The sequence below is a fragment of the Streptomyces sp. NPDC058663 genome (genome assembly GCF_042716745.1).
Lineage (GTDB): Bacteria > Actinomycetota > Actinomycetes > Streptomycetales > Streptomycetaceae > Streptomyces.
On sequence record NZ_JBHXRV010000033.1, the window covers coordinates 82,781 to 104,209 of the forward strand.

Annotated in this window: 20 protein-coding genes and 1 tRNA gene; 10 read left to right on the forward strand and 11 right to left on the reverse strand. The window is 72.3% G+C overall.

Annotated elements, in window-relative coordinates:
- Positions 1-2 precede the first annotated feature (2 nt).
- The 3 genes from ACFWVV_RS23810 to ACFWVV_RS23820 all read right to left on the reverse strand — a co-directional run bounded on the left by ACFWVV_RS23810 (position 3) and on the right by ACFWVV_RS23820 (position 3,785).
- Positions 3-1,499 (reverse strand): M1 family metallopeptidase, encoded by a 1,497-nt coding sequence (locus ACFWVV_RS23810; protein WP_384345660.1) that lies wholly within the window; start codon positions 1,497-1,499, stop codon positions 3-5.
- A 29-nt stretch (positions 1,500-1,528) separates the two neighbouring features.
- A complete protein-coding gene (locus ACFWVV_RS23815; RefSeq protein WP_384346031.1) occupies positions 1,529-2,650 on the reverse strand; it encodes a hypothetical protein in 1,122 nt (373 codons plus the stop codon).
- Positions 2,651-3,227: 577 nt separating this feature from the next.
- A complete protein-coding gene (locus ACFWVV_RS23820) occupies positions 3,228-3,785 on the reverse strand; it encodes a heme-binding protein (protein WP_384345662.1) in 558 nt (185 codons plus the stop codon).
- Between the two features lie 618 nt (positions 3,786-4,403).
- Between ACFWVV_RS23820 and ACFWVV_RS23825 the strand changes: the two genes are divergently transcribed.
- Positions 4,404-5,666 carry a sensor histidine kinase gene (locus tag ACFWVV_RS23825; RefSeq protein ID WP_384346034.1) on the forward strand — a complete coding sequence of 421 codons (1,263 nt, stop codon included), beginning with the start codon at positions 4,404-4,406 and terminating at the stop codon, positions 5,664-5,666.
- Positions 5,663-6,295 carry a response regulator gene (locus ACFWVV_RS23830; protein WP_384345665.1) on the forward strand — a complete coding sequence of 211 codons (633 nt, stop codon included), beginning with the start codon at positions 5,663-5,665 and terminating at the stop codon, positions 6,293-6,295. Before ACFWVV_RS23825 ends, ACFWVV_RS23830 begins: the two co-directional genes overlap by 4 nt.
- 51 nt (positions 6,296-6,346) lie before the next feature.
- Here the strand turns inward: ACFWVV_RS23830 and ACFWVV_RS23835 are convergent, their stop codons facing one another.
- Positions 6,347-6,964, reverse strand: a complete 618-nt coding sequence (locus tag ACFWVV_RS23835) for a Uma2 family endonuclease (RefSeq protein ID WP_384345668.1) — start codon at positions 6,962-6,964, stop codon at positions 6,347-6,349.
- A 134-nt stretch (positions 6,965-7,098) separates the two neighbouring features.
- On the opposite strand from ACFWVV_RS23835, the gene ACFWVV_RS23840 reads away from it, so the two are divergent.
- Positions 7,099-7,602 carry a hypothetical protein gene (locus ACFWVV_RS23840; protein ID WP_384345671.1) on the forward strand — a complete coding sequence of 168 codons (504 nt, stop codon included), beginning with the start codon at positions 7,099-7,101 and terminating at the stop codon, positions 7,600-7,602.
- Positions 7,603-7,863: 261 nt separating this feature from the next.
- Here the strand turns inward: ACFWVV_RS23840 and ACFWVV_RS23845 are convergent, their stop codons facing one another.
- Complete coding sequence (locus ACFWVV_RS23845) at positions 7,864-8,547, reverse strand: pentapeptide repeat-containing protein (protein WP_384345674.1); 684 nt, start codon at positions 8,545-8,547, stop codon at positions 7,864-7,866.
- 209 nt (positions 8,548-8,756) lie between these two features.
- On the opposite strand from ACFWVV_RS23845, the gene ACFWVV_RS23850 reads away from it, so the two are divergent.
- Positions 8,757-10,076, forward strand: coding sequence for an NAD(P)-binding protein (locus ACFWVV_RS23850; RefSeq protein WP_384345676.1), 1,320 nt, complete (start codon positions 8,757-8,759; stop codon positions 10,074-10,076).
- Positions 10,077-10,147: 71 nt separating this feature from the next.
- Positions 10,148-11,161, forward strand: coding sequence for a zinc-binding dehydrogenase (locus ACFWVV_RS23855; protein WP_384345679.1), 1,014 nt, complete (start codon positions 10,148-10,150; stop codon positions 11,159-11,161).
- A 139-nt stretch (positions 11,162-11,300) separates the two neighbouring features.
- On the opposite strand, the gene ACFWVV_RS23860 is transcribed toward ACFWVV_RS23855, so the two are convergent.
- On the reverse strand, positions 11,301-11,789 hold the full coding sequence (locus ACFWVV_RS23860; protein ID WP_384345681.1) for an HPP family protein: 489 nt from the start codon (positions 11,787-11,789) through the stop codon (positions 11,301-11,303).
- Positions 11,786-12,661 carry an alpha/beta fold hydrolase gene (locus tag ACFWVV_RS23865; RefSeq protein ID WP_384345684.1) on the reverse strand — a complete coding sequence of 292 codons (876 nt, stop codon included), beginning with the start codon at positions 12,659-12,661 and terminating at the stop codon, positions 11,786-11,788. Before ACFWVV_RS23865 ends, ACFWVV_RS23860 begins: the two co-directional genes overlap by 4 nt.
- 138 nt (positions 12,662-12,799) lie before the next feature.
- Between ACFWVV_RS23865 and ACFWVV_RS23870 the strand changes: the two genes are divergently transcribed.
- Positions 12,800-13,375 carry a TetR/AcrR family transcriptional regulator gene (locus tag ACFWVV_RS23870; RefSeq protein WP_384345687.1) on the forward strand — a complete coding sequence of 192 codons (576 nt, stop codon included), beginning with the start codon at positions 12,800-12,802 and terminating at the stop codon, positions 13,373-13,375.
- A 27-nt stretch (positions 13,376-13,402) separates the two neighbouring features.
- On the opposite strand, the gene ACFWVV_RS23875 is transcribed toward ACFWVV_RS23870, so the two are convergent.
- The gene (locus tag ACFWVV_RS23875) at positions 13,403-13,873 is read right to left on the reverse strand and encodes a GNAT family N-acetyltransferase (RefSeq protein WP_384345690.1); all 471 of its coding nucleotides are present in this window, start codon (positions 13,871-13,873) and stop codon (positions 13,403-13,405) included.
- Positions 13,874-13,959: 86 nt separating this feature from the next.
- On the reverse strand, positions 13,960-14,838 hold the full coding sequence (locus tag ACFWVV_RS23880; protein WP_384345693.1) for an aminoglycoside phosphotransferase family protein: 879 nt from the start codon (positions 14,836-14,838) through the stop codon (positions 13,960-13,962).
- Positions 14,839-15,163: 325 nt separating this feature from the next.
- On the opposite strand from ACFWVV_RS23880, the gene ACFWVV_RS23885 reads away from it, so the two are divergent.
- Positions 15,164-16,570: an NAD(P)/FAD-dependent oxidoreductase gene (locus ACFWVV_RS23885; protein ID WP_384345697.1), complete on the forward strand. Its 1,407-nt coding sequence runs from the start codon at positions 15,164-15,166 to the stop codon at positions 16,568-16,570.
- 75 nt (positions 16,571-16,645) lie between these two features.
- Here the strand turns inward: ACFWVV_RS23885 and ACFWVV_RS23890 are convergent.
- Positions 16,646-16,722, reverse strand: a tRNA-Thr gene (locus tag ACFWVV_RS23890).
- Positions 16,723-16,904: 182 nt separating this feature from the next.
- Between ACFWVV_RS23890 and ACFWVV_RS23895 the strand changes: the two genes are divergently transcribed.
- The 3 genes from ACFWVV_RS23895 to ACFWVV_RS23905 all read left to right on the forward strand — a co-directional run bounded on the left by ACFWVV_RS23895 (position 16,905) and on the right by ACFWVV_RS23905 (position 19,719).
- Positions 16,905-18,041, forward strand: coding sequence for an ABC transporter ATP-binding protein (locus tag ACFWVV_RS23895; protein ID WP_384345700.1), 1,137 nt, complete (start codon positions 16,905-16,907; stop codon positions 18,039-18,041).
- A gap of 373 nt (positions 18,042-18,414) precedes the next feature.
- On the forward strand, positions 18,415-18,831 hold the full coding sequence (locus ACFWVV_RS23900) for a hypothetical protein (RefSeq protein ID WP_384345703.1): 417 nt from the start codon (positions 18,415-18,417) through the stop codon (positions 18,829-18,831).
- Positions 18,832-18,924: 93 nt separating this feature from the next.
- On the forward strand, positions 18,925-19,719 hold the full coding sequence (locus tag ACFWVV_RS23905) for an NDP-sugar synthase (RefSeq protein ID WP_384345707.1): 795 nt from the start codon (positions 18,925-18,927) through the stop codon (positions 19,717-19,719).
- Positions 19,720-19,884: 165 nt separating this feature from the next.
- Here ACFWVV_RS23905 and ACFWVV_RS23910 read toward each other — a convergent pair.
- Positions 19,885-21,429: DoxX family membrane protein (locus ACFWVV_RS23910; RefSeq protein WP_384422783.1), on the reverse strand; the 1,545-nt coding region annotated here is incomplete at its 5' end.

Consider the following 21,429-nt stretch of genomic DNA (forward strand, 5'->3'; position numbering starts at 1 on the left):
AGTCAGGCGTTGGGAGTTGCGGGTTTCTCGCCCCCGTAGAGCCACGTCTCCCAGACCGCCGACAGATCCGCGCCCGTCTTCCTCTCGGCGTACGCGGTGAAGTCGGCGGTCGACACGCTCCTGCCCCGGTGGTCCGCCGGCCAGCTTTCGAGCAGCTCGAAGAAGGGGTCGTCGCCCACCTTCTGGCGGATCTTGTGCAGGACCATGGCGCCCGCGTAGTAGACGGGGTCCTCGGAGACGTCCTTGGCGGTGGGCGGGACGGCGGGCGGGAACCTCCAGTTGTCGTCGTCCGCGAAGGCCGCCTCGAAGGACTCCTGGGCGGTACTGCCCCCCTCGTCCTCCTCCCACAGCCACTCCGCGTACGTCGCGAAGCCCTCGCTGAGCCACATGTCGCGCCAGCCCTTCGGCGAGACCGAGTTGCCGAACCACTGGTGGGCGATCTCGTGCAGCTGCGCCTCCGCGAGCGAGGAGCCCGAGCCGTTGGTGACGCCCGCGTACACCGGCTTCGTCTGCGACTCCAGCGCGTACCCGATGTCCCCCGTCCCACGGGTGACGACCGACCCGATGGAGCCGAAGGGGTACGGGCCGAAGTACGTCACCGCCCAGTCCATCAACTCCGGGATGCGCTTGCGTAGTTGGAGACTCTGGGCGTCGACCGACTGCTCTGCGGCGGCATACACCGGCACGGTCCGCGCGGGAGTCTCGCCGTCCGCCCCGAACTGCGCGGTCGCCTTCCCCTCCCACACCTCGAACTCGCCGATCGACACCATCGCGAGATAGCTCGCCATGGGCTCGCGCATCTGCCAGTCGAAGGTGGTGCGGCCGTTCTCCGTGCGCGGCGGGGTCCTCAACTCACCGTTGGAGATGGCCTTCAGCCCTTTGGGGACGGTCACCTTGATGTCGTACGTCGCCTTGTCGGACGGGTGGTGGTTGCCGGGGAACCAGGCCATCGAGCCCGTGGGCTGGCCGACCGCGACCGACAGCTTGCCGTCCTTCGAGCGCAGCCAGCCCTCGCGGGCGTCGTCGGCGTCGGTGATGACGGGCGGGGTGCCCGAGTACCTGACGACCACCTTGAACGTCTCGCCCTCCCGCAGGTCCCGCCTGGGGCGGAGGGTCAGCTCCTTGCCCGCCTGGCTCGCAGTGGCCCGCTCGCCCTGGACGGTCGCACTGTCGGCCTTGAGCCCGGCCAGGTCCAGGTTGAACGAGCTCAACCCCTGGGTGGCCTTCGCCGTGATCTCCGCCGTGCCCTTGAGGCGGTGGGCGGCGGGGTCGTAGTCCAGGTCGAGGGCGTAGTGCGAGACGTCGTAGCCGCCGTTGCCCAGCTTGGGGAAGAGGGGGTCGCGCAGGCCGTGGGTGCCGGGCGTACCGGTGACGTCGCCGGGGCCGCCTTCGGTGCAGGAGGTGGCGGTGAGGGTGAGGGCGAGGAGGAGCGTGAGGGGAAGGGGTGCGCGGAGGAGGGTGCGGCGGGGGTGGTGTCGGTGACGGGGCGAGGACGGCATTCGGTGAGCTTACGGGGGTGGGCTCGGGGTCAGAGGATGGCGATGCCCAGGGGGCGGGTGCCGGCGGGGATCTTTCGGGGGGTGCCGGTGGAGAGTTCCACCGCGGTGATGCCGTCCCAGGAGCCCTCACGGGTGAAGCCACCCGTGACGTACGCCGTGCGGCCGTCGCGCGAGACGGCGACGTCCTCGTGCGGGCCGTCGAGCGGGATGACCCGCTCCGAGCCGTCCGGGGCGCGGACCGTCAGCGACGCGTCTTCGTCGTCACCGCCGATCGGACCCGTACCGACGACCAGCAGGGTGCCGTCCGGGGTGATCGTGGTGCCGTGCTGGTGGGTGTTGGCGGTCATCGGCTCGACCGTGACCCGGCCGGTGCGCGGGTCGAGCACGGCCAGCCGCTCGCCCTCGAACGGGAGCAGCAGCTTGCCGTCGGACGGCCGTACCGCCGCGTAGTGCGGTTTGAGCCAGGAGCCAAGACCGCCCTCGGTACCGTACGGAGCGACTTCGAGGCGGCGGGCGCGCAGGGTGTCGGCGGCGACGGCCGTCACGTCGTACGAGTCGTGGCCGGTGGCGTACACCTCACGGCCGTCGGCCGAAACGTCCACGTCGAAGGGGCGGCGGCCGACCCCCACGGTGTCGACGACCTGTCGGGTGGTGGTGTCGATGACCTCCAACACGCCTTTTCCGTCAGGAACGTTGACGCCCACATACACCCGGGTGCCGTCGGGCGAGAGCGCGATGCCCATGCCGCCCGCGCGGTACTCGCCCAGGGTGGCGGGCCCGTCCGCCTTCGTCGCGTACGCGATCCGGCCGAGGCTCTCGCGGGTACGGGTGTCCACCACCGCAACCCCCTCGGCCGTCGCCACCCACGCCCGCCCGTCCGCTCCGACGGCCAGCCCGTACGGGGCGGTGCCGACACGGACCGAGTCGACGGGACCCTTCGCCGGGTCGACGAACGTCACGGTGTCCGCGTCGAAGTCGGCAACGAGGAGAGTGCCGGAGGGAGTGGGGGTGGTGGTGGAGGCGGATGGAGTGACAGTGGCGGTGCGGGGGCGGTCGGGGGTGCTCTCGGCGGCTCCCGCGCAGGCGGTGAGAGTGGTGAGGAGGGAGAGGGAGAGCGCCGCGAGGGCGCGACCGGACCGCCTCGGCTTCACGGGGGCGCGGCCCACCCCCGCACTCGCACGCGTATCCCTGCCCCGGCCGGTGGCTCTGCGGAGGACGTCGACGACGTACATGGCGCTCGGGACGTTCATGACGTTCATGCGGAGACCTTCCTGGCTGGGTGCCTGTACGTACGGCCGGGGCGGCGGCGGACTCGGCGGACTGGGCCGAAGCGGGGCTGGGGGCATGGGCTGCGACCCGAATCACGACCCGCACAGTGCCCGAGCCACGGCCTGGGGTGCGCCCGGGACCGCGACCTGGGGTGCGCCCGCCACGGGCTGGGCTGCGGCCGGGGCCCCGATCTGGGCGGCGGCCGGGATCTCGGCCTGGGATGCGGTCCGGACCGAGACCCGGACGGCGGCCGGTTTCGCGGTCGGGACTGCGGCCCGGACCACGGCCTGGGGTGCGGCCGGGATCGTGACCCGGGCGGCGGCCGGGATCGCGGCCCGGAATGCGGTCCGGACCGAGACCTGGGCGGTGGCCGGGACCCCGACCTGGGCGGCTGCCGGGTTCGCGGTCGGGAAGGCGGCCCGGACCGCGGCCCGGGCTGCCGCGCGCCCAGTGCCGCGATTACTTGCCCAGCGCCGCGACGCCCGCCTGCGCGAACTTCTCGTCCAGGTCGCCGCTGGGCGCACCCGCGACACCGATGCCCGCGATCGGGGCGCCCTTGGCCTGGACCGGGGCGCCGCCGCCGAGGAAGAGGGTGCCGGGGATGTCCTTCAGGTTCGGGGCCTGGGCGAGGCGCTTGACCAGCTCGGAGGTGGGGGCGTTCCAGGAGACGGCGGTGTAGCCCTTCTTCACGGCGGACTCGGGCGACTGCGGGCCGGCGCCGTCGCCGCGCAGGGTGACGAGGGTGTTGCCGTTGCGGTCGACAACGGCGACGGAGACGCGCTGGTTCTCCTTCTTCGCGGCGTCGAGCGCGGCCTCGGCGGCCTTGGTCGCGGCGGCGACGGTGAGGTGCGTGGACTGCTGGAGGTTGCGGTTCGAGGTGTCGGCCTTGACGGCGGCGGCGGACTCGGCGGCCGGCGCGGTGGCGTTGGCGGACACGGCGCCGAAGGTGCCTGCGCCGAGGACGGCGACGGCGGCGGCACCGGTGAGGACGCGGGTGCGGAGGGCGAGCTTCTTCATGGGGTGCTCCAAGGCTGCGATACGGGATACGGAAGAGAAGGGGCCGGGGAGCGGCGGGGGAGCCGCTCTCCGTCTGCTTCCAATCCTGGGTCCGCGCACCCCTGCGTACGGTCGGTGCACCGGCTCCTCCCGACGGCCCGGCCGGCGGACACCGGGGTCAGCCGATCGGTTGATGCGGGGGTGGTCCCGGTGGGTCAGGATGGTGGTGTACGTGCTGTTCGGAGCCGGTATGTACGAGGCCGGGACACGAGGCGGTCCGAGGCCGGAGCACCCGGTCGGAAGACAGCCGCAACACCAGGCCGGAACACGGCCGGAACCCCCAGGCCGGAACACGGCGAGGAGCACACGGTGCGGCAGGACGACGGCATCCCCTGGAACGGGCAGGGCGACGAGCCACAGCCGACGCCATCCGCCCGCCCCGGCGGGCCTCCGGGCGGCCCGGGCCCCGCCGCCCCCGGCGGTCCCGCCGCCAGTCCCGCCAGTCCCGGCAGTCGAGGTCCCGGCGGCCCCGCCACCAGTCCCGGCGGCCCGGGTCCGGCCGCCCCAGGTCGCCCCGCCCCCAGTCCCGACAGGCCTCCCGCCGACCCGGACCCCGACGCCCGCTGGCTCGCCCTCGTCATGCATGCGGCGTTCTTCCTGCTGCTCGGCGCATCGCTGGTCCGCTTCCTGCTCCGGCACCCCGGCGAGGCCCGCACCCCGTGGATCATCGGGCTCAGCATCACCCTCGCCGTACTGCACGTACTGCTGTACGTCCTCGGGCCGGACAGAACGAGGAGCGCGAGCGCCGGGACGGGAGACGGCCCCGCCCGACGCCCCCGCCGCACCGGCACCCGCAGCAGCACCGGCCCCGGCACCCCCACCCAGCACCCCTCCCCCACCCCGCACCGCACCCCCCGCCACTCCCGTCACCTCCTCCTCGGTGCCGTCGTCGCCGTCTGGATGGTCCTCGTGGTCCTGGCACCCAGCTTCGCCTGGTGTGCCGTCCCGCTCTTCTACACGGGGCTGCGCACCCTTCCCGCCCGTACCGCGCTCGCCCTGGTCGCCGTCCTCACCGTGTTCGTCGTGGTGGCCCAACTCCAGCTCGGGCAGGGCGGGTTCGACCCGAATCTGGTGCTGGCACCGCCCGCCGTGGCGGCCATCGCGGCCGGGATGTTCGTGTACATGCAGCGGCAGACCGCCCGCCAGCGCGCCCTCATCGACGACCTCATCCGCACCCGCCGCGAACTCGCCGCCACCGAGCGCCGCGAGGGCACCCTCGCCGAACGCCAGCGGCTCTCCATGGAGATCCACGACACCCTCGCGCAGGGGCTGTCCAGCCAGCAGATGCTGCTCCAGGCCGCCGACCGCACGTGGGACGCGGCCCCGTCGACCGCCCGGCAGCACGTCCGTACCGCCACCTCCATCGCGGAACGCAACCTGGCCGAGGCCCGCCGGTTCGTCCACGACCTGGCCCCGGCGGACCTGGCCGACGCGGGAGCGAGGGGCGGCGGCCTGGAGGAGGCACTGCGTGCCGTCGCGGCCAGGGAGAACGCCCGCTTCCAGCTCGACGGCACCGCACCCGCCACCCCGCTCCCCGACCGCGTCCAGTCGGCGCTGCTGCGGATCGCCCAGGGCGCCCTCGCGAACGTGACGGAGCACGCGCACGCCACCACCGCCGCACTCACCCTGACCTACCTGGACGACCAGGTGGTCCTCGACATCGCGGACGACGGCCACGGCTTCGACACCGGAGCGCTGCGGGGGCCCACGGGCGTACGCGGACATGGTCTGCCCGCGATCCGCGCCCGCGTCCAGCAGCTGGGCGGCACCCTGGCCGTCGAGTCCGCCCCCGGCGAAGGCACCGTCCTGTCCGCCGCGATCCCCCTGGAGCCCCTGTCATGACGACCGCCACCCCCGTACGCGTGCTGCTCTGCGACGACCACGTGGTCGTACGGGCCGGGCTGCTCGCCCTCCTCAGCAGCGAACCGGACATCGAGGTGGTGGGCGAGGCGGGCAACGGGGAGGAGGCGGTCGCGATGGCCGCCAAGCTGGCCCCCGACGTCGTACTGATGGACCTCCAGCTGGGAGCCGGAATCGACGGCGTGGAGGCCACCCGCCGGATCGCCGGCACCGGTCCGCACGTCCTCGTGCTCACCACGTACGACACGGACGCCGACATCACCCGCGCCATCGCCGCGGGCGCGACCGGCTACCTGCTGAAGGCCGAACGCCCCGAGGAGCTCTTCGCCGCCATCCGTTCCGCGGCGCAGGGCCGCACCACTCTCTCCCCGCCGGTCGCCAGCCGGGTGATGGCACAGATGCGGGGCACCGGACGCCCCACCCTCACCGACCGCGAGTCCGACATCCTCGCCCAGCTCGCCCACGGCCTGGGCAACCGCGAGATCGCCCGCGCGCTCTTCATCAGCGAGGCGACGGTCAAGACCCACCTGGGGCGCATCTACGCCAAACTCGGGGTGGACACGAGGGCGGGCGCGGTGGCGGTGGCGAAGGAGCAGCGGCTGCTGCCGTGACGGGCCGGCCGGGTCGCTGGAGCTCGTTCGGAGCTCGCTTCGGAACTCGCTTCAGAACTCGCTCGTGTCGAGGTCAAAGCCGAGCGGCTCGGGCAGCGGAACCTTGCCCGGCATGGCGTACGGAACCTTCTTGACGTAGTCGTCCCCGGCGGGCTTGGTGCACAGCACGGCCTTGCCCGCCTCACGGTCGACGAGCAGGTACACCGGGATCCCGGCACGGGCGTAACCGCGGAGCTTCTTCACCCGGTCGTTGCCGGCGGTGGAGGAGGAGGTGACTTCGGCGACCACGAGAACTGGGGAGGGGTCGTGGAACTCCAGCTCGTCGTCGAAGCTGCCCTTGGGGGCGATCACGAGGTCGGGGACGACTTTGCCGGTCCTGGAGGCCCCGGGGATGTTGAGGCCGATGCCGGTGTACGGGCGCAGCGCACGGCCTTCGCGCCGCAGAATCACTTGCTCCGCGACTCCGGACACCATCTCTTCGTGCTCCCCATTGGCGGGAGGCGTCACGTGGATGTTCCCTTCGATCATCTCCACGCGCCAGCCCCTCGGGGCGACGGCGCTGAACGTGTCGAAGGCTTCCTCGACCGACATGGCCGGGTTCTTGTCCTGGAACTCGTCGGGCTCGTCCTCGAACTCGAACGCATCCCACTCGGGTACGGGCAGTGCCATGGCGGACCTCCTTCGCGCAGCGCGACACTCCCAGCGTAGGCCGGGCTACCGCCCGGGAACCCGCACACCTTCACCCGAACGTGTGCGCGGATACGTTTCTCCGGCCCGCCGCCTCCCGTGCGACCATCAGGGACGTGCTCGACATCGGTTACTCCCTCTCCCGCCGCTTCCCCGACCCCCCGCAGACGGACTACCGCCGCGCGGACGTACGGTCGCTGCGCCACGACCTCTTCTGCGGTGACGTGTACCTCGCGGACACCAAGGCGGACCGGGAGGTGTCCACGGCCTGGGGATGGGTTCCGGTGCTGGACTTCGCGTGGGCCCTGTGCGACATCGTGGAGCAGCTGGACCAGGATCCGCGCGGCAACCGCTCGGCGCTCCGGCAGTACGCCGAGATCGACTTCACCGAGTCCACCGACCGAATGCTCTTCGAGCGGCGCTTCGGGTGGGTCGACGTCGAGGCGGACTGGATGCCGGCCGAGGAGGCTCCGCTGACCTTCGGCCACCGGCTGCTCCGCCGGGAGGCACGCGACTTCCTCCACGACCTGATCGCGGACCTGACCGACATGCACGACGGCCTGGACGACAACCCAGTGATCTGGACCCTGCTGAGCAAGTACCCCCGTCTGGACTCCTGAACGGACCCACTCACCCCGCCCCTTCAGGGGCGCGGGGAACTGCGCGAGCAACCACCCACGCACCCGCAGGCACATTCCAGCCCCTCGGCCGGCGCCACGCGGCGTCAGCCGCACATGGACCCAGTGGAAAGGGGCGGGGAGGGGCAAAGCCCGCCGCAGGCGCACCCGAACCGGCACGTTCGAAACCCCTGGCCCGGGGGGCCAGCCCCTCCCCGGGCCCCGGGAAGGGCCGGGCCTCCCCGGGAAGGGCCGGACCCACCCCTACCCCTCCACCCGCACCCCCAGCTCCGCCGCGAAAACCCCCGCCAGCTCCATCAGCTGCACGGGGCTGATCACCGCCCCCCGCAACCGGTCCACCCCCCGCGTGATCCCCAGCTCCGCCACCGTCCGCAGGTCGACGTCGCGCATGGTCACGCCGCTGAAGTCCGCGCCCCTGAGCACACAGTCCCGGAACTCCACCCGCTCCAGCTTCGCGTCGCCGAAGTCCGGCTCGACGAGCACGCACCCCTCGAAGACGACGTCCTTCAGCTTCGACTTCCGGAGATTCAGGTAGTCGATCTTCCCGCCCCGCACCACCACCCGCTCCAGCACCGCCCCGTGCAGCTGCGTCCCGCCAAGCCGGGCGTCGACGATCTCGACATCCCGCAGCGACGCCTCCGCGAGGTGTGTCCCCACCCCGCGCACCTGCTCCAGCACGCAGTCCAGCACCCGCGCCCGGCCCAGCCGCGTCTCGTCCAGCACCACCCCGTACAGCCCGCAGTCCATGAAGCGTGCCCCACGCCCCTCCTGCCCGCCCAGGTCGCAGTCCCGGAACTCCAGCCCGTCGTAGTCCCCCTCCGACTCCAGCTGCCCCTCCGCGAAGGGCACCAGCTCGGGCAGCCGCACCTCCGGGCGTCGTACGGCGGGAACCCGGTTCTTCTTCGCATCGCGTGCCATGCGCCCCATGCTCCCCCACCCCACTGACAACGCCGCCGGACCGGCCTCCCCGGCCCCTCCCCCTGAGCCCCGGGGGCCCTCGGGAGCCCTCCCGGTAGACCCCCGTGAGCCCCCGATGTCACATCCCCGGCCACTTCCCCCGTCCCACTCCCGAGAGGCAACCGACAGCCGGCAACAAGCAAGAGGCCGCACACCCCACCCGCCCGGAGGCACCCACCATGCACACCTCCCGCACCACCCCCCTCACCGTCATCGGCGGCGGCCTGGCCGGTCTCGTCTCCGCTGTCACCGCCGCCGAGTCCGGCACCCCCGTCCACCTCCACGAGGCCCACCACACCCTCGGCGGCCGCGCCCGCACCGCCCCCGGCCCGTACCGGACCAACGAGGGCCCGCACGCCCTCTACTCCCGCGGCCCCCTCTGGACCTGGCTCCAGCAGCGCGACCTCGTCGGGCCGGCCGCCCGCGTCCCGCTCCGCGCCGCCGCCCTGACCCGTTTCCACCGCGACGGGGTCCTGCGCCGCATGCCTCCGCTCCCGGTCATCCGGCTCGGCCGCAAGCAGGCCGGGGACGCGCCCGTCGACTCCGACTTCCACACCTGGGCCGCGTCCCTGATCGGTGAACGCCAGGCGCGCCACGCCGCCCACTCCATCGGCGTCGCCGTCTTCCACCACGACCCCGGCGCCCTCTCCGCCCGCTTCGTACAGGAACGTCTGCACCGGGTGCTCGCCATGCCGCCCGAGGCCAAGTACCCGCTCGGCGGCTGGGGTTCGGTGGTGGACAGGCTCGCCACGCACGCCCGGTCCCTCGGTGTGCGGATCGAGACCGACGCACGCTTCACCGGCTCCGACCTCGCCGACGCCGCCGCCCGCGGCCCGGTGATCGTGGCAACCTCCCTGGCCGCCGCCCGCCACCTCCTCGGTGACGACTCGCTCGCCTGGGAGAGCGGCCGCACCGCCCTCCTCGACCTCGGTCTGCGCACCCGGCGCGGCGACGCGTTCATCGTGTCCGACCTCGACGCCCCGGGCTGGATAGAACGTTTTACCGCCCAGGACCCGACCCTCGCCCCGGCGGGTGAACAGCTCGTACAGGCCCAACTCCCGCTCGCCCCGAACGAGTCCAGGCCGGTTGGCATCGCCCGCGCCGAACGCCTCCTGGACCTCGGTTTCCCCGGCTGGCGCGAGCGCGTCACCCACCGCTCCGAAGCCCTGGCCACCGGCCGTACCGGGGCCCTCGACCTGCCGGGAACCACCTGGCGCGACCGCCCGGCCATCGACCGGGGCAACGGCATCCACCTGGCGGGCGACCAGGTGGCCGCCCCCGGCCTGCTCGCCGAGGTCTCCCTCAACAGCGCCCTGGAAGCCACCTCCCTCGCCCTGCGCAACGCCCGCCTGCGCCGCCTCAAAGCGGCCGATCGGGCGGTCGGGCGGTCGGGCGGTCGGGCGGTCGCGCGGTCGCGCGGTCGCGCGGTCGGGCGGTCGCGCGGTCGCGCGGTCGGGCGGTCGCGCCAGGTGACGCCCGGTGACGCCCGGACTCCTTGACCTCAAGTGGACTTGAGGTCGCAGAGTGACTCCCGTACCGCACCTCCAGCACGCCACCACGGGAGCCGACCATGCACGCGATCCGCCTCCACGCCTTCGGACCGGCCGAGAACCTCACGTACGAGAAGACCGAGGACCCGGTCCCCGGTCCGGGGCAGGTCCGGATAGCCGTCGCCGCATCCGGCGTGCACCTCCTGGACACCGCCCTGCGTCAGGGGATGGCGGGGCCCTTCCCGGCCCCCGCCGCCCTCCCCACCGTCCCCGGCCGCGAGGTCGCCGGCACCGTGAACGCACTCGGCGAGGGCACGGACCCGGCCTGGCTGGGCGCCCGTGTCGTCGCCCACCTCGGCATGAACCCCGGCGGTTACGCCGAACTCGCCGTCACCGACGCCGCCAAGCTGCACCCCGTACCCGCCACCCTCGACGAGGCCGAGGCCATCGCCATGATCGGCACCGGCCGCACCGCCCTCGGTATCCTCCAGTTCGCGGACGTCTCGGCCGGTACGGTCGCCGTCGTCCCGGCCGCCGCGGGCGGCATCGGCACCCTCCTCGTCCAGTACGTGAAGAACGCGGGCGGCACCGTCATCGGCCTGGCCGGCGGCCCCGCCAAGACGGCCCGCGTGGCGGCGAACGGCGCCGACCTCGCCGTCGACTACACGCGCCCCGACTGGCCCGCCGCCGTGACGGACTTCCTCGCCGCACGGGGCCTCGGCGGTGCCACGACCGTCTTCGACTCGGTCGGCGGGGACACCGGCCGCGCCACGGTCGACCTCCTCGCCCCTGGCGGCGTCCACCTGGTCTTCGGCTGGTCCGGCACCGGCATCCTCGACGGCGCCCCCCTCACCTACACGGAGTCCGAACTCGCCGAACGCGGCATCACCTCCCTGTCGGTCCTCGGCCCGCCCATGCTGGAGAAGGTCGGCACCCCCGACCCGCTCCGCACCCTGGAAACACGCTCCCTGGCCCTGGCCGCCGCCGGCGAACTGCGCCCCGCCGTCCAGCGCTACCCCCTCGCGGAAGCCGCCAGGGCCCACCACGACCTGGAGACCCGGGCCACCGTCGGCAAGGTCGTCCTCATGCCGTGACCGACCGACCGGCGGGCCGACGAGCGGCGCCGACCGCCCTCCGCGACCAAGCGGCGCCGTCCGCACTCCACGGTCAGCCAGCCCACGACCGGTCCCGCACGCCCCCTGTGGCCCCCCGTGATCAACCCACCGCCTGTGATCAACCCGCCGCCGACCAGCGGTACCCGTACGCGGGCAGCAACCACCCGGCGAGCAGCGCGCACCCCAGGACCAGCACCAGCCCCGGCAGCAACGGATCGAGCAGATAGACCGCCCCGGGGTCCTGGAGGCCGATCGCGGCCGCCGCCGGAACCGCCGGCACATGAGGCGCCCGCAGCAGCGCCATCACCAGCACGCTCAGCCCGACGGCCAGCGCCGCCGTGTACGTCGAGGGGCCCAGCAGCGCCGTGACCGGCAAGGACACCGCCACCGCGGCCGGGTAGGCGAGGAGCACCGCCCGGGGCCTGGCCAGGGGCGCGGCCGGGGCGAGCGCGAGCACGGCGGCCGTCGCGATGAAGGGGATGGCGAACACCTGGAGACCGGCCGCCCCCTGCGTCACCGCGAGCACCAGCACCGAGAACAGGGCCACACCACCGGTGGTCAGCGACCCCGTCCACTGCGCCCGTGCCGCCACCGGACCACCGCTCACCAGGCTGCCTTCGTTCGCAGGAACTCCCGTACCAGGGCGGCGATTTCAGGTCCGTGCGTCTCCAGCGCGAAGTGCCCGGCGTCGAGCAGCTCGATCCCGGCCTCCGGCAGATCGCGCGCGAAGGCCCGCGCGCCGTCCGGCCCGAAGATCTCGTCGTTCCTGCCCCAAACGGCGAGGGTGGGCGGGCGATGGGTACGGAAGTACTCCTGGAATCGGGGGTAGGCCTCCAGGTTGAACTGGTAGTCCCAGAAGAGCTGGAGCTGGATCTCCTGGTTGCCTGGACGGTCCAGCCCGGCCTGGTCGAGGCGCCAGGCGTCCGGCGCGATCCGGTCGAGGCGGTCGGCGGGCACGCCGTGCTCGTACTGCCAGCGGGTGGCGTCGGCCGTCAGCAGCTCCCGTACGGCCGCCTCGTGCGCCGGGCGGTCCTTGGCGTGCGCGAACAGGACCTCCCAGAAGGGGGTGAAGCCCTCGGTGTAGGCGTTGCCGCTCTGGGTGATCAACCCGGCGATCCGCTCGGGGCCGCGGGCGGCGATCCGCAGTCCGATCGGCGCGCCGTAGTCATGCACGTACAACGCGAAGCGGCGCACCCCCACACGCTCCAGCAGCCGTTCCGTCACCTCGGTCAACTTCTCGAAGCTGTACGGGAATTCGGCGACGGACGGGGCTGCGGAGCGCCCGAAGCCGAGGTGGTCGGGGGCGATCAGCCAGAACTCGTCGGCGAGTTCCGCGAGGAGCCCCCGGAACATGTGCGAGCTGGACGGGAAGCCGTGCAGCAGCACGAGCGCGGGCCGGGACGGATCACCGGCCTCGCGGTAGAAGACCTCGTGGCCGTCGACCTCGACGACGCGGTGACGGACATCGAAAACAGACATGGGTACCCCCGGGCAGATGTGCGCGACATCGGGAGAACGATCGTTCTCCCGATGTCGAGTAGAGTACGAGAACGATGGTTCTCCCCACAAGGGGATACGGGAAAGCAGCCACGCCAAGGGCGAAGGAGGGCGGGCCCCATGGACGACGCAACAGCAGAGAGCACACTGCTCGACGCGGCGGAGGCACTGTTCAACGAACGCGGCGTCCAAGCAGTCGGCATGGACGCCCTGCGCTCCGCCTCCGGCCTCTCGCTCAAGCGCCTCTACCGCCTCCACCCCTCCAAGGACGACCTCCTGGAAGCGGTGCTGCGCCGCCGCAGCGCAGCCGTGGCCGCAGGCCTGGAACACCACATCGCCGCCCACCACGCACCGCGCGACCGGCTCCTCGCCGTCTTCGACTTCCTCGACGCATGGTTCGCCCAACCCGACTTCCGGGGATGCGTGTTCATCAACACGTTCGGCGAGATGGGCGGCGTATCCCCGGACGTCGCCGAGGTCGCCCGCGACCACAAGGCCGCCTTCCAGGCACGGATCGCCTCACTCGTCGCCGCCACGGACGTACCACCCGCCGCCGCCCCGGCGCTCTCGGCCCAGCTCGCCGTACTGGCGAACGGCGCGATGGCCACCGCCGGAATCACCGGCACCCCCGACCCGGCACGGCACGCCCGCGCGGCCGCCCTCACGCTGCTGGAGGCGGCCACCGCGGGCCCCTAGGCCAAGACCGCCGCCCCGCTCGAACCCTCAACCACCCAACCGCTCCAACGCGTTGTCGGTCAGCCGGTACACGTCCCACTCGTCCTGCGGACGCGCACCCAACGCCTCGTAGAAGTCGATGGACGGCCGGTTCCACTTGAGCACCGACCACTCCAGCCGCTGGTACCCACGCCGCACACAGATACGGGCGAGCTCGGTCAGCAACGCCTTGCCGTACCCACCACCACGCGCGGACCGGCGTACGTACAAGTCCTCCAGGTAGATCCCGTGCACCCCGCGCCAGGTCGAGAAGCTGAGGAACCACACCGAATAGCCGACCACCTCACCACCCGGACCCTCGGCGATGTGCGCGTACGCGGCGGGGTTCGGGCCAAAAAGGGCCTCCCGCAACTGGTCCTCGGTGGCGCGCACCTCGTCCAGAGCCTTCTCGTACTCGGCCAACTCCCGAATCATGGCCAGGATCTCGGGCAGGTCGTCCACGGTCGCACGTCGAATCATGGCCGCAGGCTATCCGCCGGGGACCACCACCACGCGCCCCACTCCGCGCCGATCACCGAGCCCGCGCCACCCGGCCACCCCGCCCCTCACCTCAGCAGCCGCGCCACCACCAGGTCGTCCTCGTCCAGCGCGTCCCCGTCCGCCAACGCCCACAGCGCGTTCTGCAGAACCCGGCCCAGGGTCCACGCCCTCGCCCGCTCCCGGTCGAGCCCCATCGCCTCGGTCATCGCATCGAAACGCCACTGGACGTCCGCCGGGTCGAAACGGTTGTTGAGGGCAGGCCACAGGTCGAACCCGGGGTCACCGGCCAGCGGCTTGGGGTCGATGGCCACCCAACCACCCCTCCCCGCCAGCACGTTCTCGAAGTGCAGGTCCCAGTGGAGCAACGCCCCACCCGGCTCCCCGCACACCTCCCGCACCGCCGCGGCGCAGTCCGCCACCAGCCGCCGGTCCGCCGGATCGGCGACGGCGAGCAGGGCGTCCGGCGCCCGCGCGACCATCTCCGCCGCGATGTCCGCGAGCCGCCGCATACCGGCGGGCGCCGGCACGGCCGTGAAGCGCGCGAGCAGCCCCGCGATGGTCAGCACGCCCTGCCGTACGTCCGGCTCGTCGTCGAGCGACCGCCCGGAATCCAGGCGCTCCAACAGCAGCGACCCGTTCTCCGGCGCGTAGTCCAGTACGTGTACGGCCCCGAGGCCCGCCCACGCCCGCAACGCCTCGGCCTCACCGGCGCTCTCCTCGTTGAGCGCCTGCAACTTGAGGGCTGCCGGGGTGCCGTCCGGACGGCGTACGGGCAGCACGAGCGCCGCCATCCCATGCATCGAAGGCCCGTCCACGGTCAGCCCCCACCGCCCCAGCATCTCCGCGGCCAACCCGGGCAGCGCGGCGATGAACGCCCGCCCCGCCTCGCCCTCGTACCGGATCTGCGTGGCGGCCAGCGCCGCCGGCACCTCGATATCACTCACCCGCCCGACCCTACGTTTTCCCGGCGCGACCGCCCTACGTTTCCAGCACGGCCTGCCACACCCCATTTCCCCCACTGAGACCCCCGCACACCCGCCGAAGCCCTCACCCCACCCCCGACACTCCGTCGAGCCCCACACCCCGAACACCCACCGGACCGCCCATTGCCGCCCGCTCGCCCGCCCACTAGCCTCCCCGCCACCACCCCTGAGCAGCCACGACGCCCGCGCCCACACCCGTACCCGTACCGACACCAGGACCCTCACACGCCCGCCCGCACCCGCGCCGCGACCCGCCCGCGCGCCGCCGAACAGGACGAAGGCCAGCATGAGCAGCACAGGCAGCACCCCGGCCACCAACGGAGGAGTCTCCTTCTGGTACGCCGACGACGGCATACCCGCGCCCCGCGAACTCCTGCCCGGCGACGCCACCGCGGATGTCTGCATCGTCGGCGGCGGGTACACCGGCCTCTGGACCGCGTACTACCTCAAGAAGGCCGCACCCTCGCTGAACATCACCGTGCTGGAAGCGAAGTTCTGCGGCTACGGAGCCTCCGGGCGCAACGGCGGCTGGCTCTACAACGGCATCGCCGGCCGCGACCGCTACGCCGCACTCCACGGCCACGAAGCCGCCGCCCGACTCCAACAGGCTATGAACGACACGGTCACCGAGGTCATCGACACCGCCGCGGCCGAAGGCATCGACGCGGACATCCACCACGGCGGCGTACTCGAAGTCGCCTGCACACCGGCCCAGTTCAGCCGTCTGCGCACCTTCCACGACACCGAACTGGCCTTCGGCGAGAAGGACCGCCTCCTCCTCGGCGCCCGCGACACCGCCGCGCGCATCAAGATCGCCGGAGCCGTCGGCTCGACCTGGACCCCGCACGGCGCCCGCCTGCACCCCGCCAAACTGGTCAAGGGCCTGGCCGCGACCGTCGAGGCCCTGGGCGTCACGATCCACGAGTCGACCCCCGTCACCGCCATCGAACCCCGGCACGCCCGCACCCCGTACGGCACGGTCCACGCCCCGTACATCCTGCGCTGCACCGAGGGCTTCACCGCGAACCTCAAGGGCCAGAAGCGCACCTGGCTCCCCATGAACAGCTCCATGATCGTCACCGACCCCCTCCCCCCGGCACTCTGGGAGACCATCGGCTGGGACGGCCGCGAAAACCTCGGCGACATGGCACACGCCTACATGTACGCCCAGCGCACCGCCGACCACCGCATCGCCATCGGCGGCCGCGGCGTCCCCTACCGCTTCGGCTCCCGCACGGACAACGACGGCCGCACCCAGCCCGCCACGGTCGAAGCCCTCCGCTCCCTTCTCACCCGCTTCTTCCCCACCCTCTCGGCCACGGGCATCGCCCACGCCTGGTCAGGCGTACTCGGCGTCCCCCGCGACTGGTGCGCCACCGTCACCCTCGACCGCACCACCGGCCTCGGCTGGGCAGGCGGCTACGTCGGCTCAGGCGTCACCACCACCAACCTCGCCGCCCGCACCCTGCGCGACCTCCTCCTCCAGGACTCCGGCCAGGGCACCGAAACCGCCCTCACCACCCTCCCCTGGGTCCACCACAAGGTCCGCAAATGGGAACCCGAACCCTTCCGCTGGCTCGGTGTCCACGCCATGTACGCCGCCTACCGCGAAGCCGACCGCCGCGAACTGACCACCCACACCGCCACCACCCACCCCATCGCCACCCTCGCCAACCGCATCGCGGGCCGCTGAGCACCCCCACGGCACCACCAGCTCTTTGCACAAGAAAATGCCCCGCGTCGCGAGGACGCGGGGCATTTTCCCTGATGGAGCCCCCTATCGGATTCGAACCGATGACCTACGCATTACAAGTGCGTTGCTCTGGCCAGCTGAGCTAAGGAGGCTTGTGCGAGCAGTCTAACCGGACTGCCCACGCTCGTGGACAGCGGATTTCACGGGCCAGGACTACTGACAGATCCCACCCGCCCAGGTAGCGTCACTTCCGGTCCACTCATTGGACCAGACCACTTCACTCCTCTACTCGGATCGTCCGGCACGTTCCTGCCGGTGAAGGAGACGCATCACCATGGCTACTGTCACGTTCGACAAGGCGACCCGGATCTACCCGGGCTCCACCAAGCCCGCCGTCGATCAGCTGGAGATCGCGATCGAGGACGGCGAGTTCCTCGTCCTCGTCGGTCCGTCCGGCTGCGGCAAGTCGACCTCCCTGCGCATGCTCGCGGGTCTTGAGGACGTCAACGGCGGCGCGATCCGCATCGGTGACCGCGACGTCACGCACCTGCCGCCGAAGGACCGGGACATCGCCATGGTGTTCCAGAACTACGCGCTCTACCCGCACATGTCCGTCGCGGACAACATGGGCTTCGCGCTCAAGATCGCGGGCGTGAACAAGGCCGAGATCCGCAAGAAGGTCGAGGAGGCCGCGAAGATCCTCGACCTCTCCGAGTACCTCGACCGCAAGCCCAAGGCGCTCTCCGGTGGTCAGCGCCAGCGTGTCGCGATGGGCCGTGCCATCGTGCGTGAGCCGCAGGTCTTCCTCATGGACGAGCCGCTGTCGAACCTCGACGCCAAGCTCCGCGTGTCGACCCGTACGCAGATCGCCTCGCTCCAGCGCCGTCTGGGCATCACGACCGTGTACGTCACCCACGACCAGGTCGAGGCCATGACCATGGGCGACCGCGTGGCGGTCCTCAAGGACGGTCTGCTCCAGCAGGTCGACTCGCCGCGCAACATGTACGACCGCCCCAACAACCTCTTCGTCGCCGGCTTCATCGGCTCCCCGGCCATGAACCTGGTCGAGGTCCCGATCACCGACGGCGGCGTCAAGTTCGGCAACAGCGTGGTGCCGGTCAGCCGCGAGGCGCTCAGCGCCGCCGCCGACAAGGGCGACACCACCGTCACCGTGGGCGTGCGCCCCGAGCACTTCGACATCGTCGAGCACGGCGGTGAGGCCGTGCAGTCGCTGACCAAGGACACCGCCGACGCCCCGGCCGGTCTCGCCGTCTCCGTGAACGTCGTCGAGGAGCTCGGCGCCGACGGTTACGTCTACGGCTCGGCCGAGGTCGGCGGCGAGCACAAGGACCTGGTCGTCCGCGTCAACGGCCGCGCTGTCCCGGACAAGGGCACCGAGCTGCACGTCGTCCCGCGCCCGGGCGAGCTGCACGTCTTCTCCACCAAGACGGGCGAGCGTCTCAGCGACTGACGCCGCGCGTTCCCTGGAACCGCCGCGCGTTCCCTGAAGCTGCCGCGCGTTCCCCGGAACCGCCGGGGGTTCTCGGAAACCCGTTCCCCGGAACCGCCCCGCGTTCCCTGAAACCCCTGAGGGCCCCGCACTTCGGTGCGGGGCCCTCGTCGCGTCCGCGCCGGGCGGCCGCGCCCGGACGCCGCGTACGACACACCGCTCAGCACCCGTGCGGCGCACCCCACCTGTCCTGCACACTGTCGACAAATACCCCGGCACAGCGGGCATTTCAATCTCTGTGCGTCAACACCGCATTCGAAAAGGAGGATCGAACCATCCCCCGTGAGGGTGACTGAATGTCGCCAAATCGTCACCGGCCGCTACGCTCACTCGCGTGACTCACACAGCACGCCGCATCGGCCGAACTCTCGCCCTCGTCCTGCCCGTCGTCCTGGTCCTCTCCGGGACCCTCGCCGTCACCCGCGTCCCGTGGGTCGCCGGTACTCCCGAGTCCCAGATCCTGACCGCGTCCTCGGAGAACGTCTCCAGCAAGGCCAAGTCCCGTGCCCCGCAGGATATTCTGCGCGACCGCCTGTTGCTGGAACTTCAGGAAAAGGACCCGGGCACCACCCTCACGCACCTCCAGCGGGAGGTCGAGCGCCGCCCCTCGCTGGCCAAGCACTGCATGTCGATCGCCCGCGCCCTCGGCCGTGCCGCGGTCTCCCACTACGGTCCCACACGGGCGCAGTCCTACTCGCGACCCGTCTGTGACACGTCCTTCGCGTCCGGTGTCGCGCAGCACCACGGCTGACCGCGCCCACCGTCACGCATCCGGCGAAGACCACGAAGACCACGGCCCTGTCCGGGACATGTGACGCCGCGCGCGCCGCATATCGTCCCCCGTATGACCCCCTCGTCCCCCACCGCATCGACCGCATCGACCGCACCGTCCGCATCGAACTCGCAGACACCGACGACACCCACGACACCCACGCAGGCCGTCGTCCTGGCTGGCGGCCAGGGTTCGCGGCTGCGTCCGTACACCGACGACCGCCCCAAGCCGATGGTCGAGATTCCCGGAACCGGGACTCCGATCATCGGCCATCAGCTTTCCTGGCTGGCGGCGGAGGGCGTCACTGACGCCGTCGTCTCCTGCGGGCACCTCGCCGGGGTCCTCCAGGACTGGCTCGTCGAGCACGCCGGTGAACTGCCCCTGCGTGTCACGACGGCGGTCGAGACGGAGCCGTTGGGCCGCGGCGGCGGCCTCAAGTACGCCGCCCGTCACCTTCCGCACCCGGACCGGCCCTGGTACGCCACCAACGGCGACATCTGGACCCGGTTCTCGCTGCGCGAGATGGCCGCCTTCCACACCGAGCGCGACGCGACCGCCACGCTCGCCCTGGCCCGCCCCCGCATCCCGTGGGGCGCCGTCGAGACCGACGCGTTCGGTCACATCACCGACTTCGTCGAGTCGCCGCCGTCCCCGTACCTGATCAACGCGGGCGTGTACGTCTTCTCGGCGGACTTCACCGCCCTCCTGCCGGACCGCGGCGACCACGAGCGCACCACCTTCCCCCGCCTTGCCCGCTCCCGCAGCCTGGCTGGCTACCCGCTCCCCCAGGGCGCCTACTGGCGCGCCATCGACACCGCCAAGGACCTCACCGAGGCGGCGAAGGAGCTGGCCGCGCAGCAGCGTTGAGTGGGGCTGCGCGAGGCGGCAGGGGCTCGTTACGGGTCTGAGGGGAGGTCAGTACGGGCCTGGGGACGTGGGGAGGTCAGTACGGGCCTGGGGACGTCGGGTGCCTCGCGCACGGCCGCGTACGCGAGGGCGGCTACGGGTCCGCGTACGGACGGGCGGGGGCCGTCAGCCGAGCAGGCCGCCGATCACCTTGTCGCCGCCGGAGGTGGTGCCCCTGTCGTTGGTTCCGCCGGACGAGCTGGAGCCGCCCGAGCCGCCGGAACCGCCGGTGCTGGAACCGCCGGTGGTGGAGCTGCCGTTGCCGCTGCTTCCGCCGCTGGAGGTGGGTCCTGCGGTGCTGGTGGCGGGCGGGCCCGCGGTGGTCGCGGCCGGGCCGCTCTGCCGGGTGGGGGTGCGTCCTGTGGTGCCGCGGGGTGCGCTGGGGCCCGCCGGCGTGCCTGCGGTGGCGGTCGCGCGCGGGGTGGCCGCGGTGCTGGGCCGGGTGGACGGGACCGCGGAGCGGCTGGCCGTCGGCGTGGGCGCCTGCTTGCGCGGTCCCTCCGTGGTGCGCTTGGCGCCGGGCTCCTTCGGGAGCGGGCGGCCGGGCAGGTGGTTGACCGGGTCGTCCTCGGGGCCGGGTACGACGACCTCGGCGGACCGGACCGCTCCGCCCAGTGTGGAGCCGACCAGCAGGGTCAGGCCGACCACCAGGGCCACCATCAGGAAGCCGCGCCGCAGTACGCGGCGGCGCAGTTCCGACACCTCGCTGCGCGGGCCGAGCGTGCGCCAGGCCTCGCCGGCGAGCCGGGAGTCCAGGGAGTACACCGGGGCGCCCGCGATGATCAGCGGCGACCAGGCGGCGAGGTAGATGATGTCCGGTGCGTCGTAGGCGGGGACGCTCTTCCAGCTGACGGTGAGCAGGAGTGCGGCGGAGAGCAGGGTTCCGATGACGGCGGCGACCCGCTGCCACAGTCCGAGGACCGTGAGCACGCCGACGATCACCTGGAGGAAGGCGACGCTGAGTCCGGCGCCGACGGGGTGCTGGAGTGCGAAGTCCCGCAGCGGTTCGGCGAGGGCCCAGGGGTGCAGTGAGTTGAGCCACTTGACCATGGAGCCGCGTTCGCCGCCGTCGAAGAAGACGGGGTCGCAGAGCTTGCCCATGCCGGCGTAGATGGAGATGAAGCCTAGGAAGACGCGGAGCGGGAGGAGCACCACGCCGAGGTTCATCCGGCGGTCGGGGTAGAAGGAGTGGCGGGAGCGTCCGTCGCCGCGGGTGCCGCGCTCCGGCGGGTCCTCGTCCTCGTAGGGTGCTTCGTCGTCCTCGTAGGTGTCGTACGCGCCTTCGGCCTGCCGCATTCTGGGCAGCATGCGGGTGTGCGGTCCGCCGTCGTGGGGTCCGCCGACGACGGGGTTCTGCATGGTGTCGTCGGGGAGGGCGTCGGAGTCGCCGAGGCGGGGGATGAGCTGGGTGGCGCCGGTGTCGTGCCCGTCGGTGTCCGTGTCGGGGCCGCCGAAGCCGTCGGTGCGGGTGGCGGTCGTGTTCCGTACGGCCTGCAGGAGTCCGCCGGCGCCGGGGTCGCCCGGTGCGGACTTCCCCGACCACACGACGGGGGTCCGGCGGCGTCCTGCGGCGGCTGCGGCCGCGCCGCCTGCCATGGCCGCTCCTGCCCCGCTCAGCGCCGGAATCATCGCGGTCTCCGCCAGTGCGCCGCGCGCTCCTGAGGAGCGCGC

Bases quoted from the DNA above. Each gene is read 5' to 3' on its own strand.
- ACFWVV_RS23855 (WP_384345679.1), top strand. From the start codon at position 10,148: ATGCACGCGATCCGCCTCCACGCCTTCGGACCGGCCGAGAACCTCACG.
- ACFWVV_RS23825 (WP_384346034.1), top strand. From the start codon at position 4,404: ATGCATGCGGCGTTCTTCCTGCTGCTCGGCGCATCGCTGGTCCGCTTC.
- ACFWVV_RS23830 (WP_384345665.1), top strand. From the start codon at position 5,663: ATGACGACCGCCACCCCCGTACGCGTGCTGCTCTGCGACGACCACGTG.
- ACFWVV_RS23885 (WP_384345697.1), top strand. From the start codon at position 15,164: ATGAGCAGCACAGGCAGCACCCCGGCCACCAACGGAGGAGTCTCCTTC.
- ACFWVV_RS23895 (WP_384345700.1), top strand. From the start codon at position 16,905: ATGGCTACTGTCACGTTCGACAAGGCGACCCGGATCTACCCGGGCTCC.
- ACFWVV_RS23820 (WP_384345662.1), bottom strand. From the start codon at position 3,785: ATGAAGAAGCTCGCCCTCCGCACCCGCGTCCTCACCGGTGCCGCCGCC.
- ACFWVV_RS23905 (WP_384345707.1), top strand. From the start codon at position 18,925: ATGACCCCCTCGTCCCCCACCGCATCGACCGCATCGACCGCACCGTCC.
- ACFWVV_RS23875 (WP_384345690.1), bottom strand. From the start codon at position 13,873: ATGATTCGACGTGCGACCGTGGACGACCTGCCCGAGATCCTGGCCATG.
- ACFWVV_RS23835 (WP_384345668.1), bottom strand. From the start codon at position 6,964: ATGGCACTGCCCGTACCCGAGTGGGATGCGTTCGAGTTCGAGGACGAG.
- ACFWVV_RS23870 (WP_384345687.1), top strand. From the start codon at position 12,800: ATGGACGACGCAACAGCAGAGAGCACACTGCTCGACGCGGCGGAGGCA.
- ACFWVV_RS23865 (WP_384345684.1), bottom strand. From the start codon at position 12,661: ATGTCTGTTTTCGATGTCCGTCACCGCGTCGTCGAGGTCGACGGCCAC.
- ACFWVV_RS23845 (WP_384345674.1), bottom strand. From the start codon at position 8,547: ATGGGGCGCATGGCACGCGATGCGAAGAAGAACCGGGTTCCCGCCGTA.
- ACFWVV_RS23850 (WP_384345676.1), top strand. From the start codon at position 8,757: ATGCACACCTCCCGCACCACCCCCCTCACCGTCATCGGCGGCGGCCTG.
- ACFWVV_RS23810 (WP_384345660.1), bottom strand. From the start codon at position 1,499: ATGCCGTCCTCGCCCCGTCACCGACACCACCCCCGCCGCACCCTCCTC.